Annotated in this window: 24 protein-coding genes and 1 tRNA gene; 10 read left to right on the forward strand and 15 right to left on the reverse strand. The window is 62.5% G+C overall.

The features are described 5' to 3' along the window. Positions 1–12: 12 nt before the first annotated feature. Positions 13–1,971 carry an ATP-binding cassette domain-containing protein gene (locus R3175_RS03970; RefSeq protein ID WP_318942571.1) on the reverse strand — a complete coding sequence of 653 codons (1,959 nt, stop codon included), beginning with the start codon at positions 1,969–1,971 and terminating at the stop codon, positions 13–15. 109 nt (positions 1,972–2,080) lie between these two features. On the opposite strand from R3175_RS03970, the gene R3175_RS03975 reads away from it, so the two are divergent. The 3 genes from R3175_RS03975 to R3175_RS03985 all read left to right on the forward strand — a co-directional run bounded on the left by R3175_RS03975 (position 2,081) and on the right by R3175_RS03985 (position 3,810). Then, on the forward strand, positions 2,081–2,608 hold the full coding sequence (locus tag R3175_RS03975) for a TIGR02444 family protein (RefSeq protein ID WP_318942572.1): 528 nt from the start codon (positions 2,081–2,083) through the stop codon (positions 2,606–2,608). Next, on the forward strand, positions 2,596–2,952 hold the full coding sequence (locus R3175_RS03980; protein ID WP_318942573.1) for a DUF4124 domain-containing protein: 357 nt from the start codon (positions 2,596–2,598) through the stop codon (positions 2,950–2,952). Before R3175_RS03975 ends, R3175_RS03980 begins: the two co-directional genes overlap by 13 nt. Before the next feature lie 150 nt (positions 2,953–3,102). Next, positions 3,103–3,810 (forward strand): FKBP-type peptidyl-prolyl cis-trans isomerase, encoded by a 708-nt coding sequence (locus R3175_RS03985; RefSeq protein WP_318942574.1) that lies wholly within the window; start codon positions 3,103–3,105, stop codon positions 3,808–3,810. Positions 3,811–3,895: 85 nt separating this feature from the next. Here R3175_RS03985 and rsd read toward each other — a convergent pair whose 3' ends face one another. Together rsd and R3175_RS03995 are read right to left on the reverse strand one after the other, a co-directional pair. Beyond that, positions 3,896–4,381 carry a sigma D regulator gene (gene rsd / locus R3175_RS03990; RefSeq protein WP_318942575.1) on the reverse strand — a complete coding sequence of 162 codons (486 nt, stop codon included), beginning with the start codon at positions 4,379–4,381 and terminating at the stop codon, positions 3,896–3,898. 107 nt (positions 4,382–4,488) lie between these two features. Then, the gene (locus R3175_RS03995; protein ID WP_318942576.1) at positions 4,489–4,980 is read right to left on the reverse strand and encodes a disulfide bond formation protein B; all 492 of its coding nucleotides are present in this window, start codon (positions 4,978–4,980) and stop codon (positions 4,489–4,491) included. Positions 4,981–5,118: 138 nt separating this feature from the next. Between R3175_RS03995 and fliL the strand changes: the two genes are divergently transcribed. Further along, positions 5,119–5,574: a flagellar basal body-associated protein FliL gene (fliL, locus tag R3175_RS04000; RefSeq protein ID WP_318942577.1), complete on the forward strand. Its 456-nt coding sequence runs from the start codon at positions 5,119–5,121 to the stop codon at positions 5,572–5,574. A gap of 46 nt (positions 5,575–5,620) precedes the next feature. Here fliL and rmf read toward each other — a convergent pair whose 3' ends face one another. From rmf to R3175_RS04020, 4 genes are all read right to left on the reverse strand, one after another. Beyond that, positions 5,621–5,833, reverse strand: a complete 213-nt coding sequence (gene rmf, locus R3175_RS04005) for a ribosome modulation factor (RefSeq protein WP_318942578.1) — start codon at positions 5,831–5,833, stop codon at positions 5,621–5,623. 188 nt (positions 5,834–6,021) lie between these two features. Next, complete coding sequence (gene gshA / locus R3175_RS04010; RefSeq protein WP_318942579.1) at positions 6,022–7,578, reverse strand: glutamate--cysteine ligase; 1,557 nt, start codon at positions 7,576–7,578, stop codon at positions 6,022–6,024. Between the two features lie 72 nt (positions 7,579–7,650). Continuing rightward, a complete protein-coding gene (locus tag R3175_RS04015; protein WP_318942580.1) occupies positions 7,651–9,981 on the reverse strand; it encodes a Tex family protein in 2,331 nt (776 codons plus the stop codon). Positions 9,982–10,030: 49 nt separating this feature from the next. Next, the gene (locus R3175_RS04020; RefSeq protein WP_318942581.1) at positions 10,031–11,764 is read right to left on the reverse strand and encodes an EAL domain-containing protein; all 1,734 of its coding nucleotides are present in this window, start codon (positions 11,762–11,764) and stop codon (positions 10,031–10,033) included. A 211-nt stretch (positions 11,765–11,975) separates the two neighbouring features. Here R3175_RS04020 and rep point away from each other — a divergent pair, with 211 nt between their 5' ends. After that, positions 11,976–13,994 (forward strand): DNA helicase Rep, encoded by a 2,019-nt coding sequence (gene rep / locus R3175_RS04025; RefSeq protein WP_318942582.1) that lies wholly within the window; start codon positions 11,976–11,978, stop codon positions 13,992–13,994. Between the two features lie 107 nt (positions 13,995–14,101). On the opposite strand, the gene R3175_RS04030 is transcribed toward rep, so the two are convergent. Then, positions 14,102–14,518, reverse strand: coding sequence for a cytochrome c5 family protein (locus tag R3175_RS04030; RefSeq protein WP_318942583.1), 417 nt, complete (start codon positions 14,516–14,518; stop codon positions 14,102–14,104). A 101-nt stretch (positions 14,519–14,619) separates the two neighbouring features. Here R3175_RS04030 and R3175_RS04035 point away from each other — a divergent pair, with 101 nt between their 5' ends. Continuing rightward, a complete protein-coding gene (locus R3175_RS04035; RefSeq protein WP_318942584.1) occupies positions 14,620–14,976 on the forward strand; it encodes a hypothetical protein in 357 nt (118 codons plus the stop codon). Between the two features lie 75 nt (positions 14,977–15,051). Here R3175_RS04035 and R3175_RS04040 read toward each other — a convergent pair whose 3' ends face one another. From R3175_RS04040 to pepQ, 4 genes are all read right to left on the reverse strand, one after another. Then, positions 15,052–16,404, reverse strand: a complete 1,353-nt coding sequence (locus R3175_RS04040; protein ID WP_318942585.1) for a phosphomannomutase — start codon at positions 16,402–16,404, stop codon at positions 15,052–15,054. 166 nt (positions 16,405–16,570) lie between these two features. Further along, positions 16,571–17,047: a bacterioferritin gene (gene bfr, locus R3175_RS04045; protein ID WP_318942586.1), complete on the reverse strand. Its 477-nt coding sequence runs from the start codon at positions 17,045–17,047 to the stop codon at positions 16,571–16,573. Positions 17,048–17,186: 139 nt separating this feature from the next. Further along, positions 17,187–17,393 carry a bacterioferritin-associated ferredoxin gene (locus R3175_RS04050; protein WP_318942587.1) on the reverse strand — a complete coding sequence of 69 codons (207 nt, stop codon included), beginning with the start codon at positions 17,391–17,393 and terminating at the stop codon, positions 17,187–17,189. Positions 17,394–17,561: 168 nt separating this feature from the next. Further along, the gene (gene pepQ / locus R3175_RS04055) at positions 17,562–18,770 is read right to left on the reverse strand and encodes a Xaa-Pro dipeptidase (protein ID WP_318942588.1); all 1,209 of its coding nucleotides are present in this window, start codon (positions 18,768–18,770) and stop codon (positions 17,562–17,564) included. Between the two features lie 83 nt (positions 18,771–18,853). Between pepQ and R3175_RS04060 the strand changes: the two genes are divergently transcribed. Further along, positions 18,854–19,396 (forward strand): YaeQ family protein, encoded by a 543-nt coding sequence (locus R3175_RS04060; RefSeq protein ID WP_318942589.1) that lies wholly within the window; start codon positions 18,854–18,856, stop codon positions 19,394–19,396. An 83-nt stretch (positions 19,397–19,479) separates the two neighbouring features. Further along, positions 19,480–19,556 (forward strand) — tRNA-Arg (locus tag R3175_RS04065). A gap of 327 nt (positions 19,557–19,883) precedes the next feature. Here the strand turns inward: R3175_RS04065 and R3175_RS04070 are convergent. The 3 genes from R3175_RS04070 to R3175_RS04080 all read right to left on the reverse strand — a co-directional run bounded on the left by R3175_RS04070 (position 19,884) and on the right by R3175_RS04080 (position 23,079). Further along, complete coding sequence (locus R3175_RS04070; protein ID WP_318942590.1) at positions 19,884–21,257, reverse strand: wax ester/triacylglycerol synthase family O-acyltransferase; 1,374 nt, start codon at positions 21,255–21,257, stop codon at positions 19,884–19,886. 12 nt (positions 21,258–21,269) lie between these two features. Further along, complete coding sequence (locus tag R3175_RS04075) at positions 21,270–22,259, reverse strand: alpha/beta hydrolase (RefSeq protein ID WP_318942591.1); 990 nt, start codon at positions 22,257–22,259, stop codon at positions 21,270–21,272. 124 nt (positions 22,260–22,383) lie between these two features. Then, positions 22,384–23,079, reverse strand: a complete 696-nt coding sequence (locus tag R3175_RS04080; RefSeq protein ID WP_318942592.1) for a Crp/Fnr family transcriptional regulator — start codon at positions 23,077–23,079, stop codon at positions 22,384–22,386. Between the two features lie 115 nt (positions 23,080–23,194). Between R3175_RS04080 and R3175_RS04085 the strand changes: the two genes are divergently transcribed. Both R3175_RS04085 and R3175_RS04090 read left to right on the forward strand, forming a co-directional pair. Then, positions 23,195–24,745, forward strand: coding sequence for an arylsulfatase (locus R3175_RS04085; RefSeq protein WP_413231723.1), 1,551 nt, complete (start codon positions 23,195–23,197; stop codon positions 24,743–24,745). A gap of 15 nt (positions 24,746–24,760) precedes the next feature. Next, the gene (locus R3175_RS04090) at positions 24,761–25,738 is read left to right on the forward strand and encodes an AAA family ATPase (protein WP_318942593.1); all 978 of its coding nucleotides are present in this window, start codon (positions 24,761–24,763) and stop codon (positions 25,736–25,738) included. Positions 25,739–25,740: the final 2 nt, after the last annotated feature.

Consider the following 25,740-nt stretch of genomic DNA (forward strand, 5'->3'; position numbering starts at 1 on the left):
CCCCGGGGCTGATTACGCCAGCTCGGCCTCCATCGACTCCACGGTCTCGCTGACCTCCAGCCACTCCAGCTCGACGGCTTCCAACCGGCTCTTGTGGTCCGCTTGGCTCGCCAGCAGGGACTTTAGCCGGTCCTTGCTGGCGGCGTCGTACAGATCCGGCTCGGCCAGGGCCCGCTCCAACTCCGCCAGGGCCTGCTGGAGTGTCTCCATGTCTTTCTCCAACGCCGTCTGGCGCTTGCGATAGGGGCTCAGCTTCTGGCGCAACTCCGCCTCGGCCCGTTTGCGGGCCTTGCGCTCGTCGGCACTCAAACCGTTGGCGCTGCCGCCCGCCTCTGCCGGCTGCCGCCGATCGCGTTCGGCATCGGCCGACGCGGGGGCACGCGCGCCCTCGTCGGCCGCCTTGCGACGCTCGGCCAGCCAGCGTTCGTAGTCGTCCAGGTCACCGTCATAAGGCACCACCCGGCCGTCACTGACCAGCCAGAAGTCGTCCACCGTGTTGCGCAGCAGGTGACGGTCGTGGGAGACCACCACAATCGCCCCCTCAAAATTCTGCAGGGCCATGGTCAGGGCCTGGCGCATCTCCAGGTCCAGGTGGTTGGTGGGCTCATCGAGCAGCAACAGGTTGGGCCGTTGCCAGGCGATGGTCGCCAGGGCCACCCGGGCCTTCTCGCCGCCGGAAAAGGTGCGGATCGGCGAGAGCGCCTCATCGCCATGAAAATCGAAGCCTCCCAGAAAGTTGCGAATGCTCTGCTCCGAGGCTCGCGGCGCCAGACGCTGCAGGTGCAGGAACGGACTGGCGTCCAGGTCCAGTGCCTCCAGCTGGTGCTGGGCAAAGTACCCCACCGCCAGGTTCTCGCCGGCGGTGCGCTCACCACCGAGCAGGGTCGACTCGCCGCGCAGGGCGTCGATCAGCGTGGACTTGCCAGCGCCGTTGGGCCCCAGCAGGCCGATGCGACTGCCCGGGAGCAGGCTCAGGTTGAGCGCCCGCAGCACCACGCGATCCCCGTGCCCGGCCTGACCCTGCCGTATGGCCAGCAGCGGGCTGGACACCTTCTCGGCCACCGGAAACGCGAACTCGAACGGCGAATCAACGTGGGCCGGCGCTATCTGCTCCATCCGCCCCAGGGCCTTGACCCGGCTCTGGGCCTGCCGGGCCTTGGTGGCCTTGGCCTTGAAACGGTCAATGAAGCGCTGGATCTCGGCAATGCGGGCCTGCTGACGCTCATAGCCGGCCTGCTGCTGGGCCAGGCGTTCGCTGCGCTGGTGTTCGAACGCCGAATAGTTGCCGGTGTACAGCACCAGCTTGTGGCGGTCAAAATGCACCACATGGCTGGCCACCCGGTCCATGAAGTCCCGGTCGTGGGAAATAAACAGCAGGGTGCCGGGGTACTTGCGCAGCCACCCCTCCAGCCACAGGCAGGCATCCAGGTCCAGGTGGTTGGTGGGCTCGTCGAGCAGCAACAGATCGGACGGACACATCAGTGCCTGGGCCAGGTTGAGCCGAATCCGCCAGCCACCACTGAACGCCGAAACCGGCCGGTCGACATCGCTGTCGGCAAACCCCAGTCCGCGGATCAGGGCTTCCGCCCGTCGCGGGGCGGACCAGGCCTCGTGCAGGTCAAGCTCGCCATGCAGCCGGGCCTGGGCATGATCGTCGCCGGCGGCCTCGGCCTGGGCCAGCTCGGCCTCCAGCCGGCGCAACTGGCGATCCCCGTCGAGGACAAAATCCCGGGCCGTGCGCTCCGACGCCTCCAGCTCCTGGGCCATGTGGGCAATACGGCAGCCCCCGGGCAGACTCACCTCGCCCTGCTCCTGGGCAAGCTGCCCCAGCAACAGCTGGAACAGACTGGACTTGCCGGCGCCATTGGCCCCCACGAGGGCCACCCGCTCGCCACTCTGGACGGTGACGTTGACGCGATCTAGCAACCAAATACCACCGCGTTGTAAACTGAGATCTGTTATCGTAAGCATGCGGGCATTCTATCAGGGAACCATCGACAACGGTTATTGCCGGCCATCCGTGGCACCCCAAATACGGGAAGCCCGGCACAAGACGCTATAATGACCGCGTGAGGTAGCCATGGATCAAGATTCGGCCAATGCATCGACACCGCCCGAGCTGAACAATCCCCTATGGCAGTACGCGCTGGCGCTGTGGTCCCAACCGGCCATCGAGGAATTGTGCCTGGCGCTGCAGGGACAAGGCTGGAGCGTGACCCGGGTTCTGTGCGCCTGCTGGCTCGCCAGCCGGGGCCAGGCGTATGGGCCGGAGCCGGAACCCGTGACCCAGTGGCGCGAACAGCTAACGAAGCCGCTGCGGGCCTTGCGGCAACGGCTGCCCCGAGAGGACGCCACCGTCACCGCACTCCGCAGCCGCGTGGCCTGCGCCGAACTGGAGGCCGAGCGGGTCGAATTGGCCCTGGCCTATCGCGAATTGCAGTCTGCCGACCAAGCGACGACAGCGGCGCCGGACACCCTGATCTGGTCCAACCTGCTGGCAGCGGCTCCCACTCACCCCATCGATGCGGATACCAGACAGCTGATGACTGCCTTGATCCAACAATTGCCGCCCCAGAGCGCCGGAGGAACAACACCATGCGCTGGCTGATTCGCTTGGCGTTCCCGGCCCTCGGCCTGCTGTTGCTGCTGATTTTCTTCGGCATCTCGGATCCGGAGACCGTGTCCCAGGCCGAGGCCCCAGCCCATGACATGCCGGCATTCGAAGGCCTGGTGCCCTCCCCGATTCCCCAGGAGGGCCCGGAAATCGTCTTCAAGTGGCAGGACAGCGACGGCGGCTGGCACTATGCCGACCGGCCACCGGAGCAGGGTCAATGGAACGCGCTGGCCATCGAACCCACCTACCGCCCCCGAGAGCGGGAGGACAATGCCGACAGCAATTGGCAGGAGCCTTACCACGCCCCCTTCTCCCTGGCGCCGCGTAACGACAGCTAACACCACCCAGGGGCCCGACCGCCTGATTCAGCAAGCGCTCCCACACTGAATTGGCGACGCCTTAACAACTGTTCAGTGGCATCTGAGCCACGAACCGGTTACCTTTGCCAGTCACGAACTCATCGATTCAAGACAACAAAGGATGATTCCATGAAGAAGACATTAATCGCTCTGGCCGCGGCCGGTATTCTTGGCGGCTGCAGCGCCACCACCCAGACGGCTCCGGAGCCAGCGCTGGACTCCACCAGCGAAAAGGTGAGCTACGGCATGGGCCTGGTGCTGGGTGAGCGCATGCGAAATGATCTTCCGGACCTCCAGATGGAGCAGTTCCTGCAGGGCATCGAGCACGGTCATGGCGGCGACGAAACCGCCAACCGCATGAGCCGCGAGGAAATCCAGCAAGCGCTGATGGCCTACCAGAAGCAAATGCAGGAGGAGCAGGTGGCGCAGATGGAAAAACTGGCGGAGGAAAACAAGGCTGCCGGCGCAACCTTCCTGGCGGAGAATGGCCAGCGTGACGGCGTCATGACCACCGAATCCGGCCTGCAGTACGAGGTGCTGGAAGAGGGGACCGGCGAGAAACCCACCGCCGAGGACCAGGTACAAGTACACTACACCGGCGAACTGATTTCCGGTGACGTGTTCGACAGCTCCCGCGAGCGCGGCGAGCCGGTTACCTTCGGCCTCAACCAGGTGATTCCGGGGTGGACCGAAGGGCTGCAGCTGATGCCCGAGGGCAGCCGCTACAAACTCTACATTCCGTCCGACCTGGCCTATGGCCCGGGCGGCAATCGCGGGATCGGCCCCAACGAAACCCTGATCTTCGATGTCGAACTGCTGGACATCAATCCGGAATAGGTCACCGCAGTTACGGTTCCCCGGCGCTTGTGACCAGGCGCCGGATGGGGCGATGCTCCGGAGTCGATCCGGAGCCGTCCGCGTCTCAGGCGGAGGAGGACATCACCTTGTCGGCGTGAACGTTGTGCAGGTGCTCGATCAGGAAGTCCTCCATCTCAAAGCGGCTCTCCAGGGTCTCCCCAAGCTTTGACAGCTCCCGGAACAGCTCCCGCACGTCCTCGCTGGAGAGTTTCTGGCCATCGAGCCGGTCGTTGAAATTCAGGGCAACCTCAGTGGTCTGCTCCAGTCGCGGATACACCTTGGCCGCCAGCTCCAGGCCGCCATCATTGAACTCCTTGGCCTCGCGAATCAACTGCTCGTAGACCTCAAAGTGGCCGGCGGACACATAGTCCACCAGGATCTCGCACAGGCGAACAAACTTCTGTACCAGCCCGTCTTCGGTGGTTTGGCTGTCCGTGCCAGAGAGTTCGCAGAAGTGAACGATCAACTCCTGTCGTTCCTTGAGCCAGCGATCGATCAGATCACTGACGCCACCCCAACGCTCCTTGGCACTGCGGCAATTTTCTAACATGACGCCTCCCGATTGCGGCCTTTTCGGTTATTGTTCTCGCTGTCTTTCAAAATTACCCCAAGCCAACCGCCACCCGCAACAGCTCCTGGGGGTTATTTTCCGGTGCGTCAGTGTCGGCCGGGCCTGCGCCCCAGCAAGACCAGACCAACCACCACCAGGATGGCAAAAAACACTGCTGTCCAGCCGGGGATGCTCAGCCCCAGAAACCGCCAGACCACCTCGGCGCAGTCCCCGGTGCCCCGCAGTGCGGTCTTCAAGACGTCCATCCACGGCAGCACTTCCAGCATGTAATCCACCGAGGGACCGCAGGCGGGCACCTGATCCTCCGGCAGGCTCTGCAACCACAGCTGCCGCCCCGCCAGCCCCAGGCCCGTGCCGGCAAAGACAGCCAGCAACAGGCCGTAAATCCGCTGCCCGACAGCCACCGGGTTATGCAGCAGCGCCAACAGACTGACCAGGGCCACCGCCATAAAGGCATAACGCTGCAGCCAGCACAGCGGACAGGGCTCCAGCCCCATGCCATATTCCATATAGAAAGCCGTGCCCAGCAGCGCGGCACAAACCACAAATATCAGGGCAAACACCAAGCGGAAACTCAAACCTGCATCCTCACATCGTTCTCAGTCCTACCCTTGGCCGTTTGCTGTGCTGCAAGCCAGGCGGCAGCCTGTTATTCTGACGGCACCGGCCGGGTCCGACTGGTCACTAAACCTGAAACCCACTGGAACATCAAGCCTATGAACGCAATGTCATTCTTACGCCTGCTCACACTGCTTTGCCTGCTTCCACTGGCGGCCGCACCGGCCCTGGCGGAGGACAACGGGAACGGCGACGGGGAGGACTCGGAAGCGGCCAGCGAACCCGCGGTGACCGACTACATCGAACTGGAACCGGCGTTCGTGACCCACGTGGGCCAGCCGGATCAGAAGGTGGAGTACCTGAAGGCGGCGGTGACGTTACGGGCAACCCGGGAGACCACCCGGACGGCGGTGGAGACGCACATGCCGCGACTGCGGCATGAGCTGGTGTTGCTGTTCGGCGAGCAGACCGACCTCGACCGGCTGACCTCGCCGGAAGGCAAACAGGCCTTGCGGGACGAGGCTCTGAGACGGATCAATGCGGTGCTGGAGGAGCAGCAGACCGGAGAAGCCATAGCCGACGTGGTGTTCACCACCTTTGTGGTGCAGCGCTAGCGTCCCGACCGGAAGGCCCGGCAACCCGATTGAACGCCCGCCCGAGTCAGGCGATGCGCGACAGCAGGTCGTCGTCAGCGGCCGCTTCCTGCCTCGCCACCATGGCGTCTTCCCAGCCCGCTTCCCAGGCGGCGATCACCACGTCACCGCGGTAGGGGCAACGGGCCTGATCCATGCCCATGGTGGCGGCCAGGTATCCCTGCCGGTAGGCCTTGTTGAGGGTGTCCACTTCCCAACCCAGATTGCTGTCCCTGGTCATGGCAACCTCCCTATCATGCCCATCATGACCGCTGTCGCTTGGCGAGCCCGGATCCGGTCGAGATCAACGCTGCCGGGCTGTTACAAAAGCTAACAATGGCTTACCGGCATGACAAGGCGCTGTTCATTTTTTGTGCGACAGGTCCGCTTCCGGCGTGATCTGACCCCATCCGGCACGAACGGAAGCCGTCACCGGTCGGCCAGGTACTGCTCCAGGAAGCGGTCGAACGGCAGGGTATCGGCCTGCTCCAGGTCCACCTGTTCCGCCAGCGACTGCCGGCTCATTTCGTCAAAATCGGCCTGGGTGTCGGGCGAGAGGGCGCGCGCGCGGAACTCCGCCTGCTGCCGCTGCGCCTGGGCCAGCGTCCAGTCCCGGTGGCCCAGGCCGCTGCTCCGCATCGCCTCGACCACCCGCGCCGACGGCAGGCGTTCGGGGTTGGCCAGCTTGTCCCGTTGCGCGGCGAGCGCCTTGCGGTAGGTGTCGCCGCCACCGAGTCCGTCCAGTTGCTCGGCCAGCGGCTCCAGCCGGTCAATCAGCGACCGCGCCGCCGCCAGCACCGGCCGTGAGCCGTCAGGCGAAGTGAGCATCAGCTCCGGGGCCCGGCCGTGGCTGACCACGTCCTTGTACCAGTCGTCCAGATGCTCGCATTCGTCCTCGCTGATGCGGGGGCTGTCGGACAACAGGCAGTCGAGCAGGAACAGGTCGAGAAAGTCCAGTTGTTCGGCCGAGACGCCCACCGGCGAGAACGGATCCAGGTCCAGGCAACGCACCTCCACGTACTCCACCCCGCGGGCATTGAGCGCCTGGATGGGCTTCTCCTCCCGCTCGGTGGTGCGTTTTGGACGGATGGCGCTGTAGTACTCGTTTTCGATCTGCAGGATGCTGGTGCTGATCTGGATGAATTGGCCATCCCGGCAGACGCCGAGTTCCTCGTAGTCGGGCCAGGGCGTCCGCAGCGCCCCGGCCAAAGTGGCGGTGTAGGTACTGAGCTCGTTGAAACAGATGTTCAGCGAGGCCTGGGCGTTGTTGTGGTAACCCAGGTCCCCCATGCGCAGCGAGGTGGCCTCGGGGCCGTACCAGGTGGTGTCGTCCAGGCGCTGCAGGTCATGCTTGACCCCGGCCACGAAACTGGCGTCCAGGGCCGGCGAGGTGCCGAACAGCAGCATCAGCAGCCAGCTACGACGACGGAAGTTGCGCACCAGCCAGAAATACTGCTCGGAGCGAAAGTCCTTGAGAGCCTGCTCATCGCCCAGGGCTTGCTGCCACTGGTCCCAGAAGCTGTCCGGGAACGACAGGTTGTAATGGGCACCCGCAATGCTCTGCATGATACGGCCATAGCGCACCGCCAGGCCCTGGCGGTACACATGCTTGAGACGGCCAATGTTGGAGGTGCCGTATTCGGCAATGGGAATGCTGGCATCGCCGTCCAGTTCGCAGGGCATGCTCGCCGGCCACAGTACCTCATCCCCCAGGTGCTGATGGACGTAATGGTGGATATCGTGCAGGGAGTCCAGCAACGCCTGGGTGCTGTTGCACACCGGGGTAATCAGCTCCAGCAGCGCCTCGGAATAATCGGTAGTGATGCGGGGGTGGGTCAGGGTCGAGCCCAGGGCCCGAGGGTGCGGGGTCTGGGCAATGAAGCCGTTGCGGTCGACCCGCAACCCTTCTTTCTCAACCCCCTTGCGAAAACCGTCCCAGTGCTTGGCGGACAGTTGGCGGAAAAGCTGGTGGCGGGACTCCCCCATGCCAGACTCCTGCTGCGCCGCGACCGGCCCTGCTCAGGGCCGGCGCGTTGAATGGATTGCTGAAGCCGGCGACTAGCGGCTTCCCTTGCGGGCGGAGGCCAGGGCCTGGGCCAGCGCTCCCGCCATGGCGCCCTGGGGCTCGGGCTGACGCCCCTGCTTGCCCGGACGTTGACCGGCGCGGGCGCCTCCGCGGTCGCTGGTACGCTTGTCCGCCGGCGACTTCGCACCCGGCTGGTCGTCCATCCGCATGGACAGGGCGATCCGCTTGCGCGGGATATCCACGTCCATCACCTTGACCTTGACGATGTCCCCCGCCTTCACCACGTCCCGCGGGTCCTTGACGAACTCGTGGGACAGCGCCGAGATGTGCACCAGGCCGTCCTGGTGCACACCGATGTCCACGAAGGCGCCGAAGTTGGTGACGTTGGTGACCGTGCCTTCCAGTACCATGCCGTCTTTCAGGTCGGCGAGGGTTTCCACCCCTTCCTCGAAGCTGGCGAAGCGGAACTCCGGCCGCGGGTCCCGGCCCGGCTTCTCCAGCTCGGCAATAATGTCTTTGACCGTCGGCAGGCCAAACTGCTCGGTGACATAATCCTCGGCCTTCAGGCTGCGCAGGAAGGCCGCATCACCGATGATGTCGGCCAGTTCACGGCCATTCTTGGCGGCAATCGCCTCGGCCACGCCGTAGGCTTCCGGGTGCACCGAGGACCGGTCCAGCGGATTGTCGCCACCGGCGATGCGCAGGAAACCGGCGGCCTGCTCGAAGGTGCGCCCCCCCAACCGGGTGACCTCCAACAGCTGCTTGCGGTTGCGGAACACGCCATTGCGGCTGCGGTAGTCAACGATGTTCTGGGCAATGGACTGGTTGAGGCCGGACACCCGCGCCAGCAACGGCACCGAGGCGGTGTTCAGATCCACCCCGACGCCGTTGACACAGTCTTCCACCACCGCGTCCAGGCTGCGGGCCAGCTGCACCTGGGACACGTCGTGCTGGTACTGACCGACACCGATGGACTTGGGTTCAATCTTCACCAGTTCCGCCAGCGGGTCCTGCAGGCGCCGGCCGATGGACACCGCGCCGCGGATGGTGACGTCCAGGTCGGGCAGTTCCTTGGCGGCAAACTCCGACGCCGAGTAGATGGAGGCACCGGATTCGTTGACCACGATGCGGGCCAGGTTCAGCTCCGGGTAGCGCTTGATCAGGTCCGCCACCAGCTTCTCGGTTTCCCGCGAGGCGGTGCCATTACCGATGGCCACCAGCTCAATCTTGAACTGACGGCACCAGCTGGCCAGTTGCTCGATGGAGCGGTCCCACTGGTTCTTCGGGGCATGGGGGAAGATCGCGCCATGGCCAGCGACCTCGCCGGTGCCGTCGATCACCGCCACCTTGACGCCGGTGCGCAGGCCCGGGTCCAGCCCCAGGGTGGGACGGGGGCCCGCCGGCGCCAGCAGCAACAGGTCCTTGAGGTTGGCGGCGAACACATTGATGGCTTCCGATTCCGCCGCTTCCCGCACCTGGGCCATCAGGTCGGTCTCAATCTGGGTGGACAGCTTGACCCGCCAGGTCCAGCGCACCACCTCCGACAGCCACTTGTCGGCGGCGCGGCCGTTGTCGCGGATGTTCCAGTGGGCGGCAATACGCTGTTCCGCCGGGTGCGGCTGGCGACGGTCGTCCTCGCCGTCACCGACCACCAGACTGTAGGTGAGGATACCTTCGTTGCGCCCGCGCAAAATGGCCAGGGCCCGGTGGGAGGGCACCTTCTTCAGCGGTTCGCTGTGGTCGAAGTAATCGCGGAACTTGGCGCCCTCGCTCTCCTTGCCTTCCACCACGGTGACCTTGAGCTGACCTTCCTGCCAGATAAAGTCCCGCAGCGTGCCCAGCAGCTCGGCATCCTCGGCGAAACGCTCCATCAGGATGTAGCGGGCGCCGTCCAGCGCGGCCTTGGTATCCGCCACCCCGGCCTCGGCATTGACATAGCCTTCCGCCAGCGTCTGGGGGTCCTGGCTCGGGTCGTCGTAGAGGGCGTCCGCCAGCGGCTCCAGCCCGGCTTCACGGGCGATCTGGGCCTTGGTGCGGCGCTTGGGCTTGTAGGGCAGGTAGAGGTCTTCCAGGCGGTTCTTGGTGTCGGCGCCTTCGATCGAGGCCTTGAGCTCGTCGGTCAGCTTGCCCTGCTCGTCGATGCTCTTGAGGATGGTGCCGCGACGCTCCTCCAGCTCGCGCAGGTAGCGCAGCCGGTCTTCCAGGGTCCGCAATTGGGTGTCGTCCAACGAGCCGGTCACTTCCTTCCGGTAACGGGCGATAAAGGGAACGGTCGCGCCTTCATCCAGCAGGGCCACGGTTGCGTTGACCTGCTCCTCACGGACCCCGAGTTCGTCGGCAATGCGCCGGGAGATACTGTTCATGCCACCTCTACACTGATGCGTTCAACCAAAGCGCAAAAGGTACAGTGCGTTATTGCTGCAAGCAAGCGGCTTGGCTTTGCTTGTGGAGGAAATCCACCAGTTGGTCCCAGGGCATGGGACGGGCAAAGTAGTAGCCCTGGATCTCGTCGCAGTGCTCCTGGCGCAGAAACTCCAACTGGCCGCCGGTCTCGACCCCTTCAGCCACCACGCTGATCTGCAGGCTGTGGGCCAGGCTGATGATGGCGCGGATGATGTGTTCGGCGTCCGCCGACCGCCCCAACCCCTGGACGAAGGACTTGTCGATCTTGAGCAGGGAAATGGGCAGGTTCTGCAGGTTACTCAACGACGAGAAGCCGGTGCCGAAATCGTCCAGGGCGAAACTGACCCCCAGTTGATTGAGCTCCCGCAGGCAGCGCTGGGCGTAGTCCGGGTCGTGCATCATGGCACTCTCGGTCAACTCCAGCTCCAGCAGACTGGTATCCACATTGGCGTTGTAGATGATGCGGAAGATGGTTTCGGTCATCTTGCGGTCGTGGAACTGGCGGAACGACAGGTTGACGGCAAACACCAGCCCCGGGTAGCCCAGTTCTGTCGCCTGCTGCAGTCGGGCACAGGCCTGCTCGATCACCCAGTATCCGATGGGCACGATCAGGCCACTGCGCTCGGCGGCGGGTATGAACTCGTCCGGGTTCACCAGCCCTCGCTCCGGGTGGTGCCAGCGGATCAGACACTCCACCCCCCGCACCGCCTCGGTGGCCAGATCGATGCGTGGCTGGTAGTAAAGCTCCAGCTCGTGCCCCCGCAGAGCGTTGCGCAGATCCGCCTCCAGCCGCAGCTGGTAACCGGCGCTGATGTGCAGTTGCTGGTCGTAGAAACGGTAGCTGGTGCCGGCATCCCGCTTGGCCTCAAACATGGCCCGGTTGGCCCGGCGTAGCAGGGTCTCGGGGGACTCGCCCGCCTCCGGGTAGGTCGCCACCCCGACACTGGCGCTGACCATCACGTTCTGACCGGCCACGACAAACGGCTCTTCCATGGCGGCCACGATCTTGCGGATGACCTGGGTGACCGCAAGGGAGTCCTCCACCCGCTCCACAATCACCGCAAACTCGTCGCCGCCAATCCGCATCAGTGAATCCACCCGCCGCAGGCTGCTGCGCAGGCGGTCTGCCAGCTTGAGGATCAACTGATCGCTCTTCTGGTAGCCGATGGATTCGTTCAGGGCCCGGAAATTGTCGAGGTTGATGTGCAACAGGGCCAATCGGTGGCGACCCCGTTCGGCCCGCAACAGCGCCTGCTGCAGGCGATCGAAGAACAGGTCACGGTTGATGAAACCGCTGGCCACTTCCCGCCGCAACTGGCCCTGCTCCGATTCGCCCAGCTGGCCGCGGTACCACAGGCAGCGGACCGCGCGGCACAACGCCCATTGATCCAGTTCCGCCTTGCTCAGGTAATCCGCCGCCCCCATGGCCAACAGCAGGCCAGCTCGCTGGACCGCCGGCTCGGCACTGAGTGCCAGCACCGGCCGGTCGTTGCCGGAAACCGCCAGATATTGCAGGAACGCCCGCTCGGAACCGCCATGGAACACGCAATCCCAGAGAATGACGTCGAACTGGGCATTGCGCAGCAGGTCCTCACAGTCCACCACGTCCGGGCACCAGGTCAGATCCGCGGCCAGCTCGCCGTCCACCGCCAGCAGGGCGCGATACCAACAGAAGTCGGGATAGCTGGGGCTGAGGACGAGAATTCGAACGTTATTGCTACTCACCGGTTCATTGACCAACATCAAGGACGATCCCTTCCACGGGGCGAATTCCAATGGGTGATCCGTGTGGTTAAGCCGCTAACCTGTTGAGCTCCGGGGAGGAACCTGCCGCTGACGAATTAACCGGACGAAACACGATTACTCTGCTCAAGAATAGCCGATTGGCAAACAAGGTACAGCAACACCCGTTGGTGTAGAATACCCGCCCCGAATTTCCCTTGGCAGGTAGATCGTGTCCCAGCTCAATCCCCGTCAGCGCGAAGCCGTCCATTACGTCGACGGTCCCCTGCTGGTCCTGGCCGGTGCCGGCAGTGGCAAGACCAGTGTGATCACTCGCAAGATGGCCTACCTGATCGAGCAGGTGGGCATCCCCGGGCGGCATATTGCGGCAGTCACCTTCACCAACAAGGCCGCCCGGGAGATGAAGGAACGGGTTGGCCGGCTGGTGGACCGCAAGCTGACCCGGGGGCTGACGGTATCGACCTTCCACAACCTGGGCCTCAACATGATCCGCGAGGAACACCCTCACCTGGGTTATCACCCCGGTTTCTCGCTGTTTGACGCGGAGGACGCCAAGGCACTGCTGCAGGACCTGATGTTTACCGAGGGCAGCGCCGAGATGGGCGACGAGGTCTCCGACGTGCAGATGACCATCTCCAACTGGAAGAACGCCCTGCGCAGCCCCGGGGAGGCCCTGAGCAAGGCCGCGGATGAACGGGAGCAGCGCATCGCCCTCATCTACGGCAAGTACAACGAGTACCTCAAGGCCTACAACGCCGTGGATTTTGACGACCTGATCCTGCTGCCGGTGCAGCTGTTCCGCAGTTGCCCCGATATCCTCGACAAGTGGCGCCGCAAGATCCGCTACATGCTGGTGGACGAGTACCAGGACACCAACGTGTGCCAGTACGAGCTGGTCAAGCTTCTGGTGGCGGAACGGGCCGCCTTTACCGTGGTGGGGGACGACGACCAGTCGATCTACGCCTGGCGTGGAGCCCGCCCGGAGAACCTGGCCCAGCTGAAAGACGACTTTCCCAGCCTGAAGATCACCAAGCTGGAACAGAACTACCGCTCCACCAGCCGTATCCTGCGCTGCGCCAACACCGTGATCGCCAACAACCCCCACGTGTTCGAGAAGGCGCTGTGGAGCGACCACACCATCGGCGAGGAGATCCGCATCCTGCGATGTCGCAACGAAGACGCCGAAGTGGAACGGGTAGCCACCGAGATCATCGACCAGAAACTCAAGCAGGGCCTGGAATGGCGGGACTTCGCCGTGCTCTACCGCGGTAACCACCAGGCCCGGCTGCTGGAGATGAAGCTGCAGGCCTACCAGATCCCTTACCGCATCTCCGGCGGCCAGTCGTTCTTCGCCAAGAACGAGATCAAGGACGCCATGTCCTACCTGAGGCTGCTGATCAACCCGGACGACGACGCCGCCTTCCTGCGGGTGGTCAATGTGCCGCGACGGGAGATCGGCCCGCGCACCCTGGAGCAGCTCAGTCACTACGCCCGCAGCCGCAATGTCAGCCTGTTCCGGGCGCTGGGGGACCTGGGGGCGGAGTCCCACGTCACCGAGAAGGGCCTGGACCGGCTGCGCCGCTTCGCCCACTGGGTGGACAACACCTGCCAGCGACTGCACCGGGAGGACCCCATCCCGGTGATCAAGCAGCTGTTCACCGACATCGAGTACGAGGAATGGCTGCACCAGCACGCCGGCACGCCCAAGCAGGCCGAGCGACGCATGGACAACATCTGGTACCTGGTGGACTCGGTGCAGCGGATGCTGGACGACGGCAAGGGCACCGCCGACGAAATCGGCATCGAGGACGCCATCAGCAAGCTGATCCTGCGGGACATGATGGAACAGCGGGAGGAAGAGGACGACAGCGACAAGGTGCAACTGCTGACCCTGCACGCCTCCAAGGGGCTGGAATTCCCCCACGTGTTCATCATGGGCCTGGAGGAGGAAATCCTGCCCCACCGCAGCAGCATCGAGGAAGGCAACATCGAGGAGGAGCGCCGGTTGATGTACGTGGGCATCACTCGCGCCCGGGAAACCCTGACCCTCACCTACGCCGGTCAGCGCAAGCAGTACGGCGAGAAAATCGAAACCATTCCCAGCCGTTTCCTCGACGAGTTACCGGAGGAGGACGTGATCTGGGAAGGCCTGGGCGACCTGGACAAGGAAGCCAACCAGAAGAAGGGCAAGGCGACGCTGAGTGCGCTGCTCGGGGACCTTGGGGCCTGAGAAATAATATAGAAAAAAGGGGTCTAGAAAAAAGGGGTCAGAACTTAAGTTCTGACCCCTTTTTTTACTTCCTTTTTTTACTTGACGGTCTTCTAACTACGAGGCGGTTACTTGCTCTCGTTCACCATGTACTCAACCGCGGCCTGGATCTCTTCGTCCGGGCAGCTGGCACAGCCGCCCTTGGCCGGCATGGCGTTGAAGCCGTTGATGGCGTGGTTGATCAGGGTGTCGAGGCCCTTGTCGATGCGCGGGCCCCAGGCACCGGCATCGCCCACCTTCGGGGCACCGGCCGCGCCGGTGGAGTGACAGGCAGTACACACCGCATTATAGACGGCGTCGCCGGAACGGGGGCCGGAGCTGGCTGAGGCCGCGGGGGCCGCCGCTGCGCCGCACTCGTCGTCGCCCTGCAGGCAGACTTCACCCACCGGCGCAATGCGTGCGCGGATTTCATCTTCAACGTTTGCTACAGCAACGCCGGCGGACAGGCCGAAGGCGAGCATTACAACAGCCAGGACTCTCTTCATCTTCAATGCACCTCGCATTAGAGCGTTATAATAAATTGTCGCGCATTATAGCGGCTGGCGCGGGCCAAAAAAACCAAAGCACCCAAATCATGGAGTCGTACGTGTCCTCAAGCCCATCGAATCACCCCAACAGCCTGCCACCATCATCTCATCCCTGGCGCAAGCCATTACTGGCCCTGGAGTTCATCGCCCTGGCGATTCTGGTGGCGTCCATGGCCCTGCTGGGCGATCAGGCCGGTGGCGACGCCGCGGTTCACCCCGCCTGGCTGCTGATCCCCGCCCTGGCCAGCCTGGCGGTGTTTGCCAGCTTCATTGGTCTGATGTACCTGCGGTGGGTGGTGGCGGCCAGCGCCGAACGCCAGCTGCGCCACAAGATCATCTTTGGACTGCTGGCGCTGACCCTATTGGGCGTGTGGCTGTACAGCGTCATCCAGACCTGGCTCAGCCTGGGCGCCTGATTCGGCCAACCCTGAATCGGCCTACCCCATGCCACCTACCAAGGGGGGGGGGGGCAGCCGCCCCCTGTCACCCACTCAGCCGTTGAGCCGCTCCATCTCCGCCAGCAGCTCGGCGGTTTTCGCCTCCATCAGCGCACGGTCGCCGCGGGACTCCACGTTCAGTCGTACCACCGGCTCGGTGTTGGACATCCGCAGGTTGAAACGCCAGTCGTCGAACGCCACGCTCAAACCGTCCACGTGGCTGACGGACGTGGCCGGGCCGCCGTAGGCCTGCTCGATGGCCGCAATCACCTCGGGCGGGTTGGCGATGGTGCGGTTGATCTCGCCACTGGCGGGATAGGCGTCGATGCGGGCGTCGATCAGCGACGACAGGCTCTGGCCGGACTGGCACAGGCGCTCGGCCACCAGCAGCCAGGGAATCATGCCGCTGTCGCAGTAGGCGAAATCGCGGAAATAGTGGTGGGCGCTCATCTCGCCGCCGTAGACCGCATCCTCGTCCCGCATCCGCTGCTTGATGAAGGCGTGGCCGGTCTTGCTCTCGATGGCCTCGCCACCGGCGGCGGCCACCAGGTCCAGGGTGTTCCAGGTCAGGCGAGGGTCGTGGATCACCTTGCCACCGCCGGCCTTGCGCAGGAACTGGTCCGCCAACAGGCCCACAATGTAGTAGCCCTCGATGAACCGGCCGTTTTCGTCGAAGAAGAAACAGCGGTCGTAGTCGCCGTCCCAGGCGATGCCCATGGCAGCCTGGTGCTCCACCACCGCCTCGGCGGTGGCGGCGCGATTCTCCTCCAGGATGGGATTGGGCACACCGTTGGGGAAGGCACCGTCCGGCTGGTGATGCACCTTGATGAACTCGAACGGCAGCGCCGCTTCCAGCGCATCGATCACCAGCCCGGCACCGCCGTTACCGGCGTTGACCACGATCTTCATCGGGCCCAATGTATCGCGGTCGACATAGCCCAGCAGATGCTCGACGTAGTCGGCTTCGACCTTCAGGGACTCGAGCTGGCCCGGCGCGACGGCGTCTTCGAAAGGCTCCAGCACCCGGTCGCGGATGTCGTTGAGGCCGTTGTCGGAGCTGATGGGCCGGGACTCTGGCCCCACCATTTTCATGCCGTTGTGATCTTTCGGGTTGTGGCTGGCGGTGACCATGATGCCGCCGTCCATCCGGTAATGGCTGGTGGCGAAGTACACCTGCTCGGTGCCGCACAGGCCAATGTCGTACACATCCGCGCCGGCGGCCATCAGGCCGGCGCTCAGGGCCTTGGCAATGTCCGGGCTGGACAGGCGGATGTCGTAGCCCACGATCACCCTGCGGGCACCGGTAACCGCCACGTAGGCGCGGCCGATCAGCTCGGCCAGTTCCGGGTTCAGTTGCTCGGGCACACGGCCGCGCAGGTCATAGGCTTTGAAGCAGGACAGGTCCATTTCGCAGAATCTCCCAGGGTTTGGCCGTCAGGTAAGGCGAGGGTTCAAAAATCAAAGGCCCTATTCTAACGGCAAAGGACGACGACTGCAGGAAAGATGGGACGCGAAACGGGACAAAACGGCAGGAAGTACCGGGGTGCCTCGAGCGGCACCCCGATAACAGCAATTATTCGGCGGAATCCGACTGCAGCTGGACGTAGTTCTGGATGCCCATCTGGCTGATCAGCTCCATCTGGGTTTCCAGCCAGTCAATGTGCTCTTCCTCGCTGTCCAGGATGCTGCGGAACAGCTGGCGGCTGGTGTAGTCCTTCACCTGCTCGCAATACAGGATGGCTTCCTGAAGATCCTTGTGAGCCGCCATTTCCAGCTTGAGATCGCAGGACAGCATCTCTTCGACGTTCTCGCCAACCAGTAGCTTGTTCAGGTCCTGCAGGTTGGGCACCCCTTCCAGGAACAGAATGCGCTCGATCAACGTGTCGGCGTGCTTCATCTCATCGATGGATTCTTCGTATTCCTTGGCCGCCAACTTGGTGATGCCCCAGTCCTTATACATCTTGGCATGCAGGTAATACTGGTTAATCGCAGTCAACTCGTTGGTGAGTACCTTGTTCAGGAACTGGATGACTTTCTTGTCACCTTTCATTGCCGGGTCTCCTCTCTCAGTTTCGGCCTGAGAATTAAGCATAGACCCATTCGTGGCAAGAAGAAATCGCGGAGGAAAATACTTCTCAATCAGACAGTTGGGGAAGCGAGCAGGGCAACTTGAGCGCGCAGGCGCAGGCTCAGGCAGGCTGAGCCAGCATATTGGCCATGGCCAGGTAGTCGGTCTTTTGGGTCTCCCGCAGAATTTCCCGTGCGTGGCAGGCACAGCGTCCACACTGGCGCCCCACGCCCAGCTCCTTACCCAGCTGGCGCATGGAAGTCACACCGTTCTCGGCTGCTTCGCGAATGTCGCGGTCAGTCACACCGTGGCACAGGCAAATGTACATAGCGAAAAACTCTTGAGACCATCAAAGTTAGTGATAATTATTGTTATTTGCATATCGTATTGCAAGCCTTTTCGGGACAAAAACCGTGCAATTTTGCCCACCGACAGTTAAGCCGTTGTCGGCCAAGTTTTTTTCACGCCAGAGACCGCGCGCTCCGTTTCCGGGTGGCTATGGCAGGTGGGCGCGGGTCAGGTTGCGATGCCGGCCCCACCGACTCCCAAGCAGTGGATCCAACAGGGAAGGGATGAAGTACAGGCCGGGCTCCACGGTCACCACCATGCCCGGCTCCAGGGTACGGGTGCAGCGCAGGAAGGGGGCGTCCACCGGTGGCGGCGAGGGCCGGCCCGACACATCGTGGACCTGGACCCCGAGCAAGTGCCCCAGGCCATGGGGGAAGAACGCCCGGGTGATGCCCGCCGCCACCATGGCCGCCTCGTCCAAGCCACGGACCAGATCCGCCGCCGACAGCAGAGCCGCCAGCCCCAGGTGCGCCTTGCGATGCAGGTCGACAAAGTCCACCCCCGGCACCACCGCCTCGCACAACCGCCGTTGCAGGGACTCCACCACGGCCACCAGGGCCTGGAACCGGCCCTGCCCCACAGCGGCCGTGGTGCGGGTGATATCCGAGCCGTAGCCCCGGTAGCGGTAACCGGCGTCGATCAGCAGGCTGCGGCTGACCTCCGGCGGTTCGGTATCGGCCAACTGGTAATGAAGGATGCCGGCGTGCCCGTTCAGGCCGATGATGCTGGGGTACGGCGCCAGCGCCTCGCCCTGGCGGGTTGCCGCCTGGTAGGCCAGACGCACCTCAAACTCGCTGCCGCCCGCCAGGAAGGCCCGGCGCGCGGCTCGATGCCCCTCGGCGGCCCGGGCGTTGGCCTGCTCCAGGCAGAGGACCTCATAGGCGGTCTTGCGAGCTCGCGTGGCGTCCAGGCTGGCCAGCAGGTCCGCCGGGTTGTGATCGCCGGGCACACCCGTCAGGCAGGCCGGATCCCCGACCACCGCCAGCCGCCCGATCCGCGCCAGGTTTGGAGCCCCCGCCTCGGCGGTCAACTCCACCTCCAGGCCATCCAGCCAGGGCTCGTCCGGCAGCGTCACACCGACGTGCCAGAAATCGTCCGCGGCGTGTACCCACAGCCGGGGCTTGGCGCCCGGTTGCACCAGCAACCAGCTGTGCTCCAGCTGCGGCCAGCCGGTCCAGTGCACAAAGGGGCCAAAGCCCTGGTAGGGATACGCCTGGTCGTCGGCATAACGCAGCGGTGCCGCGCCGGAGCCGATCAACAGGGCATCATACTGGTGATTCGCCATCGCCTCGCTGTAGCGACGCTGGAGTGAGTCAATGTGCTCGCACTGCAATGACTGCATGTTTTCGTTATCCACAGAACGCTCTACCTAGTAAACTTCCCGCCTCCACACCGAACGATTCGGTCTAAACTGTTAAAAACTATAGCTGGATTCCACCCATGGCGCTCAAGGCAACCATCTACAAGGTCCAACTCAACATTGCCGACATGGACCGATCGCACTACGCCGATCACCATCTCACCATCGCCCTGCACCCCTCGGAAACCGAGGAGCGCATGATGCTGCGCCTGGTCGCCTTCGCCCTCAACGCCAGCGACACCCTGGAGTTCACCAAGGGCATCAGCACCGACGACGAACCGGACCTGTGGCAGAAGAACCTGGCCGACGACATCGAGCTGTGGATCGACCTGGGCCTGCCCGACGAAAGCCGCATCCGCAAGGCCTGCAACCGGGCCCAACAGGTCATCCTCTACACCTACGGCGGCCGCGCCGTGCCCCTGTGGTGGGACAAGATTCACGGCAAACTGACCCGCTTCGACAACCTCACCGTGGTCAACTTCGCCCAGGAAGCCGGCGACCAGTTGGTCGAACTGGCCAACCGCTCCATGCATCTGCAGTTCACCATCCAGGACGGTGCCGTGGGCATCAGTGACGGCGAACGCCATGTGGAGATCGAGCCGGAGCCGATGCCGTTGCGCTAAATCCGTTCCGGGGGGCTGGACAGGACCACTCTTCGCACGTAAGATTGCGCACTCGAAATTAACGCACTCGCGCTGATTTCACTCCGCCCGTAGCTCAGCTGGATAGAGCGTTGCCCTCCGGAGGCAAAGGTCATAGGTTCGAATCCTATCGGGCGGGCCATATTTCATAGAAAAAGCCCACCTCGCGTGGGCTTTTTTTATGGAACTCTGGTTTGCCGGATGGCTTTGATGGGGGCCTACGGTTCGACCCGCAGCCTGCAGAGCAGGCGGAGGGAACGTCGGAGCCCAGCGACGACGGCCCCGAAGGGGGGCGGCCGCTTGCGGGCCGAATAATCCTGTCGGGCGGGCCATTATTCTCAAAGGTTTGCGTGAAAATGCAGGCCTTTTCTTGGTTGTTCCCACGCATTGGGCGTACGCAGAAGTCTTCCTCCACGCGCAACCGGCAGTCGCCCACTAACGAACCGGACACTGCCTTTGGCGCGATACGTCAGTTGGCTTCGGCCAAAGCCTGAGTCGGTCGACCCAGCCCAAGAGCCTGCTCGAGGTCGGCAAGGGCACTCTCCAGTCCGGTTGCCAGTCGTTGCATGTGTGGCAGAGTATCACGGCAGGCAATGATGCCCACATTGAGGAAGCCGGCGTGACTATAGCAAGTGAAACTAACTGCCATGCCCGGAAAGACAATGTTGGCCGGGTAAAGGTGCAGCAACCGGGCACCTCGCAAGTACTTCTCTTTCTTGCCACCGGGCACGTTGGACACGACAGTGTTAAACATCGGCGGTAGACGTTTGGCCGCTCCCGTCATCATGGCGGCGATCGAAGGAGTCATGCTAAGTATCGAGTAAGGCACTCTCATCTCCGGCTCCAACCCAAGGATCTGTTCCTTGGCCAGCACCGTGGATTCGTGCACTTTTTTAAGGCGCAAAGCCGGGTCAGCGATGTTAGTCCCGATCATGCCGTAAATCATCCCCACCGAGTTACCAACACTCTGGTCTCCTTCGGCTCGCAATGAAATCGGAATAGCCGCGGTCAGGCTCTCTGTCGGCAAGGCGGTTTTTTCCTGCAGGTATCCGCGAAGGGAGCCACCGACCAACGCCACCATGACATCGTTCAACGTTACCCCGGCTTGTCGGGCGACCGCCTTCAATCGCTCAAGCCGAAAAGCCTTGGTGGCAAAACGCCGCTGAGCGCTGATACACCCGTTAATGGGGGTTCTCGGCGCTGAACGCAGGGTGGTCATACGGTCATCCTTGCTGAACAGACGCACCAGTTTTCCCGCTGTCCCCATCAGAGCCTGACCGGACGGCATACGGGTCGCCGTCGTCTGAAATGGCTTCTCGGGGGCGGGATGTACCCAGAATGGAGGCATACCCAGGTCGCCGGCACTCTCCGACAATCCGCGCATTAGCAGGTTGGAAGCACTGATTCCATCGACAATGGCGTGGTGAAACTTCACGAAGATCGCAAAGCGGTTATCTTCAAGGCCATCTATGAAATAACACTCCCACAGCAACTTACGCATGTCCATCGGCTGGCTGTGCAAACGAGCCACCATCTGCCCCAGCTCACGCTCGCCCCCCGGCTCCGGCAATGACACGTGGCGCACATGGTACTCCAGGTCTGGATCGAAGGTTTCTTCCATCGCCGGTGCCAATTGCCAACGAGATGGCGAACGTAACTTCTGGTTCCACGGCGCGCAGATCCGCGTTTCCTTGCGCCAGTCAGCAACCAACGTTTTGACAAAGTAGCTGCACTGTTCCTTGGGGCGTTCAAAGACCATCAGACCTGCGACGTGCATCGGCGCTGCCGGGGTCTCCAGCTGCACGAAAGCAGCATCCATAGGGGGAAGTCGTTTATAGGTCATCGTGTTTCCTCGTCACAGATTCTTGGAGATATTCAGTTGTTGTTTGATAAAGGCGGCCACATCCAGTCGCGCGTCCTTTGCCTCGGAAATCCAATCCTCAAGCAGCGGAAAGGCGTGGGGCATGAGGGGCCACAGCGCCAGTTCGACTGGCACTCCGGCATCGCTTGCCTTTCGTGCCAGGAGCAAGCTGTCATCGCACAAAAGCTCAGAGGTGCTGGCGTAGATCAAAAGCGGTGGCAAGTCCCGACAATCGCCCATCAAAGGGGAGATTTCCGGGTCCGAGGCATCCCTCTCTCCAACGTACCAATCTCGGGCCCGCGCCAGGGCGCCCAACGGCAGCATTGCATCCGATCCGGCATTTTGTGAGCGGGAGGCCGCTCCGTGTAGGCGACCGAGATCCAGAACCGGAGAGACTGGCACCGCGCAGGCAGGCATCGGCAGGCCTGCCTTGCGAATACGAAAAAGCAAGGCAACGAGCAGGTTTCCACCGGCGGACTCACCACCAATCACGATGCGGTTCGGATCGATACCCGAGTCAAGCAGGAGTCGATAGGCTCTTTCACAATCGTCCAATCCAGCAGGAAAGGGGTTGGACGGGGCGAGTCGATAATCCGGTATAAACGCGTCTGCGGAGAGCGAATGGCAAAGACGCTGGACAAAGGTGAGATGGCCATCCGGCATGGCCGGAAGAATGAAGGCGCCACCATGCAGCCAGAGCAACACCGGCCGCTCTGTGGGCTTGAACGGATCGCCCAGGGTATGGCCGGGAACAGCGCGATTGCCTTCGCCCCAAAAGTAGTAATCACATTGTTCAAGTTTGGCCTCGGGGAAGCGCGCTGCAACGCGCAGCTGCGCCTTGGCAACCCGGCGGGAACTGCCCCGAACAATGAAGGCCAGGAGGGGTCTTAATAACCAACGTAGAACCAGAAGAACACAACGGGACTTCAGGGAGAGATGCAATTGAGATCGCGAGAAACGCGTTGAGTAAGTTCCTTTTTCCACCGACAGTCGCCCGAATGATTGAGTCCAGACCAAGTATGAAAAAAAAAGGACAGACTGGGTTTTCTTCCGGTGTCAGCAATTTGCCATTTCACGTCAGCCGAAGCGAAGGCTCGTGCCCACGGGATTATGCATCCATGTCGTTGAGAAAAGCCTCGAGCTGGGCCGGATTTTTGAGTGTGATGGTGCCATAGTCCAGGCTCAGGAGCCCTGCCTGCTCGAACACCTGAATCGCTTTCTGAGCGGCTTGGCGCGTCAGGCCAACCATATTGCCAAGCTGTTCGCGGGTTACCCTTAGCTGCACCGGTTGCCCGCTGGTTCGGCCATCGCCCTGGAACATCTGCAGGAACAGGAGTCGGCGCCCCACCCGTGCGGGAATGCTGCGCGCGGTGTCATCCTCGATGATCATCATGGCCGCGCACATTCTCCGGGCCAACTGATCCACAATGACCGGATAGCCCTCCGGATGCGCGGCCAGCAGCCGTGCTACCTGCGCCTCTGAAAACTCCAGCACATCAACCGGTTGGTGGGCTGTCGCACCGTAAACCCGCGCCGGCATGGAACAGAAAACCGCATCGCCCAGCCAGTTCCCGGCGCCAATGATGGTTAATATGGATTCGCGCCCGGAGGGCAATATGGACGTCACCCTGACCGAACCGGAAACAACCACCGTCAGGGCTTTCCCGCTGGCCCCTTTCAGGTACAGCGCTTCCCCTTCACCGAAGGATTTGCGCTTACAGATTCTTGCCGCCTCCCCGAGACCGGCCTGGGAAAAGCCACCAAAAAGGGCGCAGCGTGATAACGCTTTCAGCTTCTCTTGCATAGGAGATTGTTATCCTATTAACGGTGTCTGGTTTTGCTCCCGAACTAAACTGGAGAAACGACCATCTGGACATCCGGATGCGATTTCAACGGCACTGCTTCTACGGGAGAACAACATGAACAAGAAGCGTACCGGCCCGACTCGCCTGTGGGCGAGCCTCGCCGTGATTCTGACCGCGATGCTTTCACAGGCGCTCCAGGCGGCCGACCGGCCGAACATCCTTGTCATAATGGGGGATGATATCGGCATCACCAATATCAGCAAGTACAGTCATGGCCTGATGGGCTATCAAACCCCGAACATAGACCGCATCGGTAACGAAGGCATGATGTTCACCGACTACTACGGCGAGCAAAGCTGCACGGCGGGCCGTTCAGCATTCATCACCGGCCAGCACCCCATTCGTACCGGTCTGACCAAGGTCGGCGTGCCGGGCGCAGCCATTGGGATTCAACCCGAGGATCCGACCCTCGCCGAGCTGCTCAAGCCGCTGGGCTATGTTTCCGGCCAATTTGGCAAAAACCATCTTGGCGACCGTGATGAGTTTCTGCCAACCAACCATGGTTTTGACGAATTCTTCGGCAACCTCTACCACCTGAACGCCGAGGAAGCACCAGAAGATCCAGCCTGGCCGGAAGACCCTCAGATTGCCAAGCTGGTTACCCCCCGAGGCGTTATCCGTAGCAGCGCTGATGGCAAGGTGGAGGATCTGGGTCCTCTGAACTCCAGACGCATGGAAACGATCGATGACGAATTCCTGCAGGCAACGCTGAACTTCATGGATCGAGCCCACGCCGACGACAAGCCGTTCTTTGCCTGGTTCAACTCGACCCGCATGCACTATTACACCCACATCAAGGAAGAGACCGAGGGTTTGTCCGGCCAGGGTTTCTATAACGACGGTATGGTCGAGCATGACAACCACGTGGGCGAACTGCTGGCCAAGCTGGATGAACTGGGCATTGCGGACAACACCATCGTTATCTATACCACCGATAACGGTGTCCACTTCAACCAGTGGCCGGATGCAGGCATCACGCCTTTCCGCGGCGAAAAAAACACCAATTGGGAGGGCGGTTTCCGGGTTCCAGCCTTTGTTCGTTGGCCGGGTAAGATCGAAGCCAACTCCGTCTCCAATGAAATCATCGCCCATCTGGACTGGGTACCCACGCTGATGGCCGCCGTCGGCGAGCCGGAGATCAAGCAGAAGCTGCTTGACGGTCACGAAGCGGCGGGCAAGACGTTCAATGTGCATCTGGATGGCTACAACTTCCTGCCCTACCTGACCGGAAAAGCGGAGCAAGCCCCCCGTACAGAGTTTGTCTATGCCAGCGACGATGGCGACATCATCGGCTTGCGCGATGGCGACTGGAAGCTGGTGTTTGCCGAACAGCGGGCCCAGACCTTCGAGGTGTGGCGCAATCCGTTTGTGAAACTGAGGATTCCGAAAATGTTCAACCTGCGCCAGGACCCGTACGAGCGAGCGGACCAGAATTCCAACATGTACGAGCGCTGGCTCGACAAGAAACTCGTGGCTCGCGCCATCCCCGGCGTTATCCGGGTCAAGCAGTTTCTGGAAACCTTCACGGAGTACCCGCCCAGGCAGCGACCAGCCTCGTTCACTATTGACCAGATCATGGAACAGTATCTGAACTACGATAAGTAACGAAGGGGGCAGGACATGACGCCATGGCAAGCGATGCACACCCTTAAGCAAAGGGTCAACGGTCAGATTCTTGGCCAGTCAGAACTGGTCGATCAACTGATGGTCGCTTTGCTGGCCAATGGGCATGTCCTGCTCGAAAGCCTGCCCGGTCTGGCCAAGACCCGGACCGTTAAAACGCTGGCACGGCACCTGGATGCCCATATGAAGCGCATCCAGTTCACCCCCGACCTCCTGCCGTCGGACCTGACCGGGGCCGAAGTTCTCCACCACGATAGCCAGAGCCAGACTCTCCGCTTCGAACCCGGCCCGCTGTTCGGCAACCTGATTCTTGCCGATGAGATCAATCGCGCTCCAGCCAAAGTCCAGGCGGCCCTTCTGGAGGCGATGGAAGAGCGGCAAATCACCGTGGCGGGAATGACCCACGCCATGCCGGTTTTGTTCATGGTGCTGGCGACCCAGAATCCCATCGAACAGGAAGGCACCTACATGCTGCCAGAGGCCCAGATGGACCGGTTTCTGATGAAAATCGTCCTGACTTACCCGTCCCGCGAACAGGAGGGTGATGTGCTTCGATTGATTCGGGGAGAAGAGGCGGGTGCCGGAGGCCATGCCGCAGAGGATGGCAAGGCGATCCCCACCGACTCAGTTCTTGCTGCCCGGCGTGAGGTGAGTCAGCTCTTCGTTTCGCCGGCCATCGACACCTATGTCGTGGATTTGATTCACGCCTCACGCCCGGATCGAACGGCCGACGAGGTTATCAGGGGCTGGGTCGAGACCGGCGTCAGCCCACGCGGCGTCATCGCGCTGGATCGGGCGGCCCGAGCCCACGCCTGGCTCGCGCGACAGGACTATGTCACGCCGGACGATGTTCGCGCCGTCTGCCATCCGATACTCCGCCATCGCATCCGCCTCAATTACGACGCCATTGCCGATAATGTGATGGCCGATCAGGTCATAGACCGCATGCTGGATCAGGTTGCCATACCCACGTGAGG

This window comes from Marinobacter sp. (assembly GCF_033722735.1).
In the GTDB taxonomy this organism is placed as follows: domain Bacteria; phylum Pseudomonadota; class Gammaproteobacteria; order Pseudomonadales; family Oleiphilaceae; genus Marinobacter.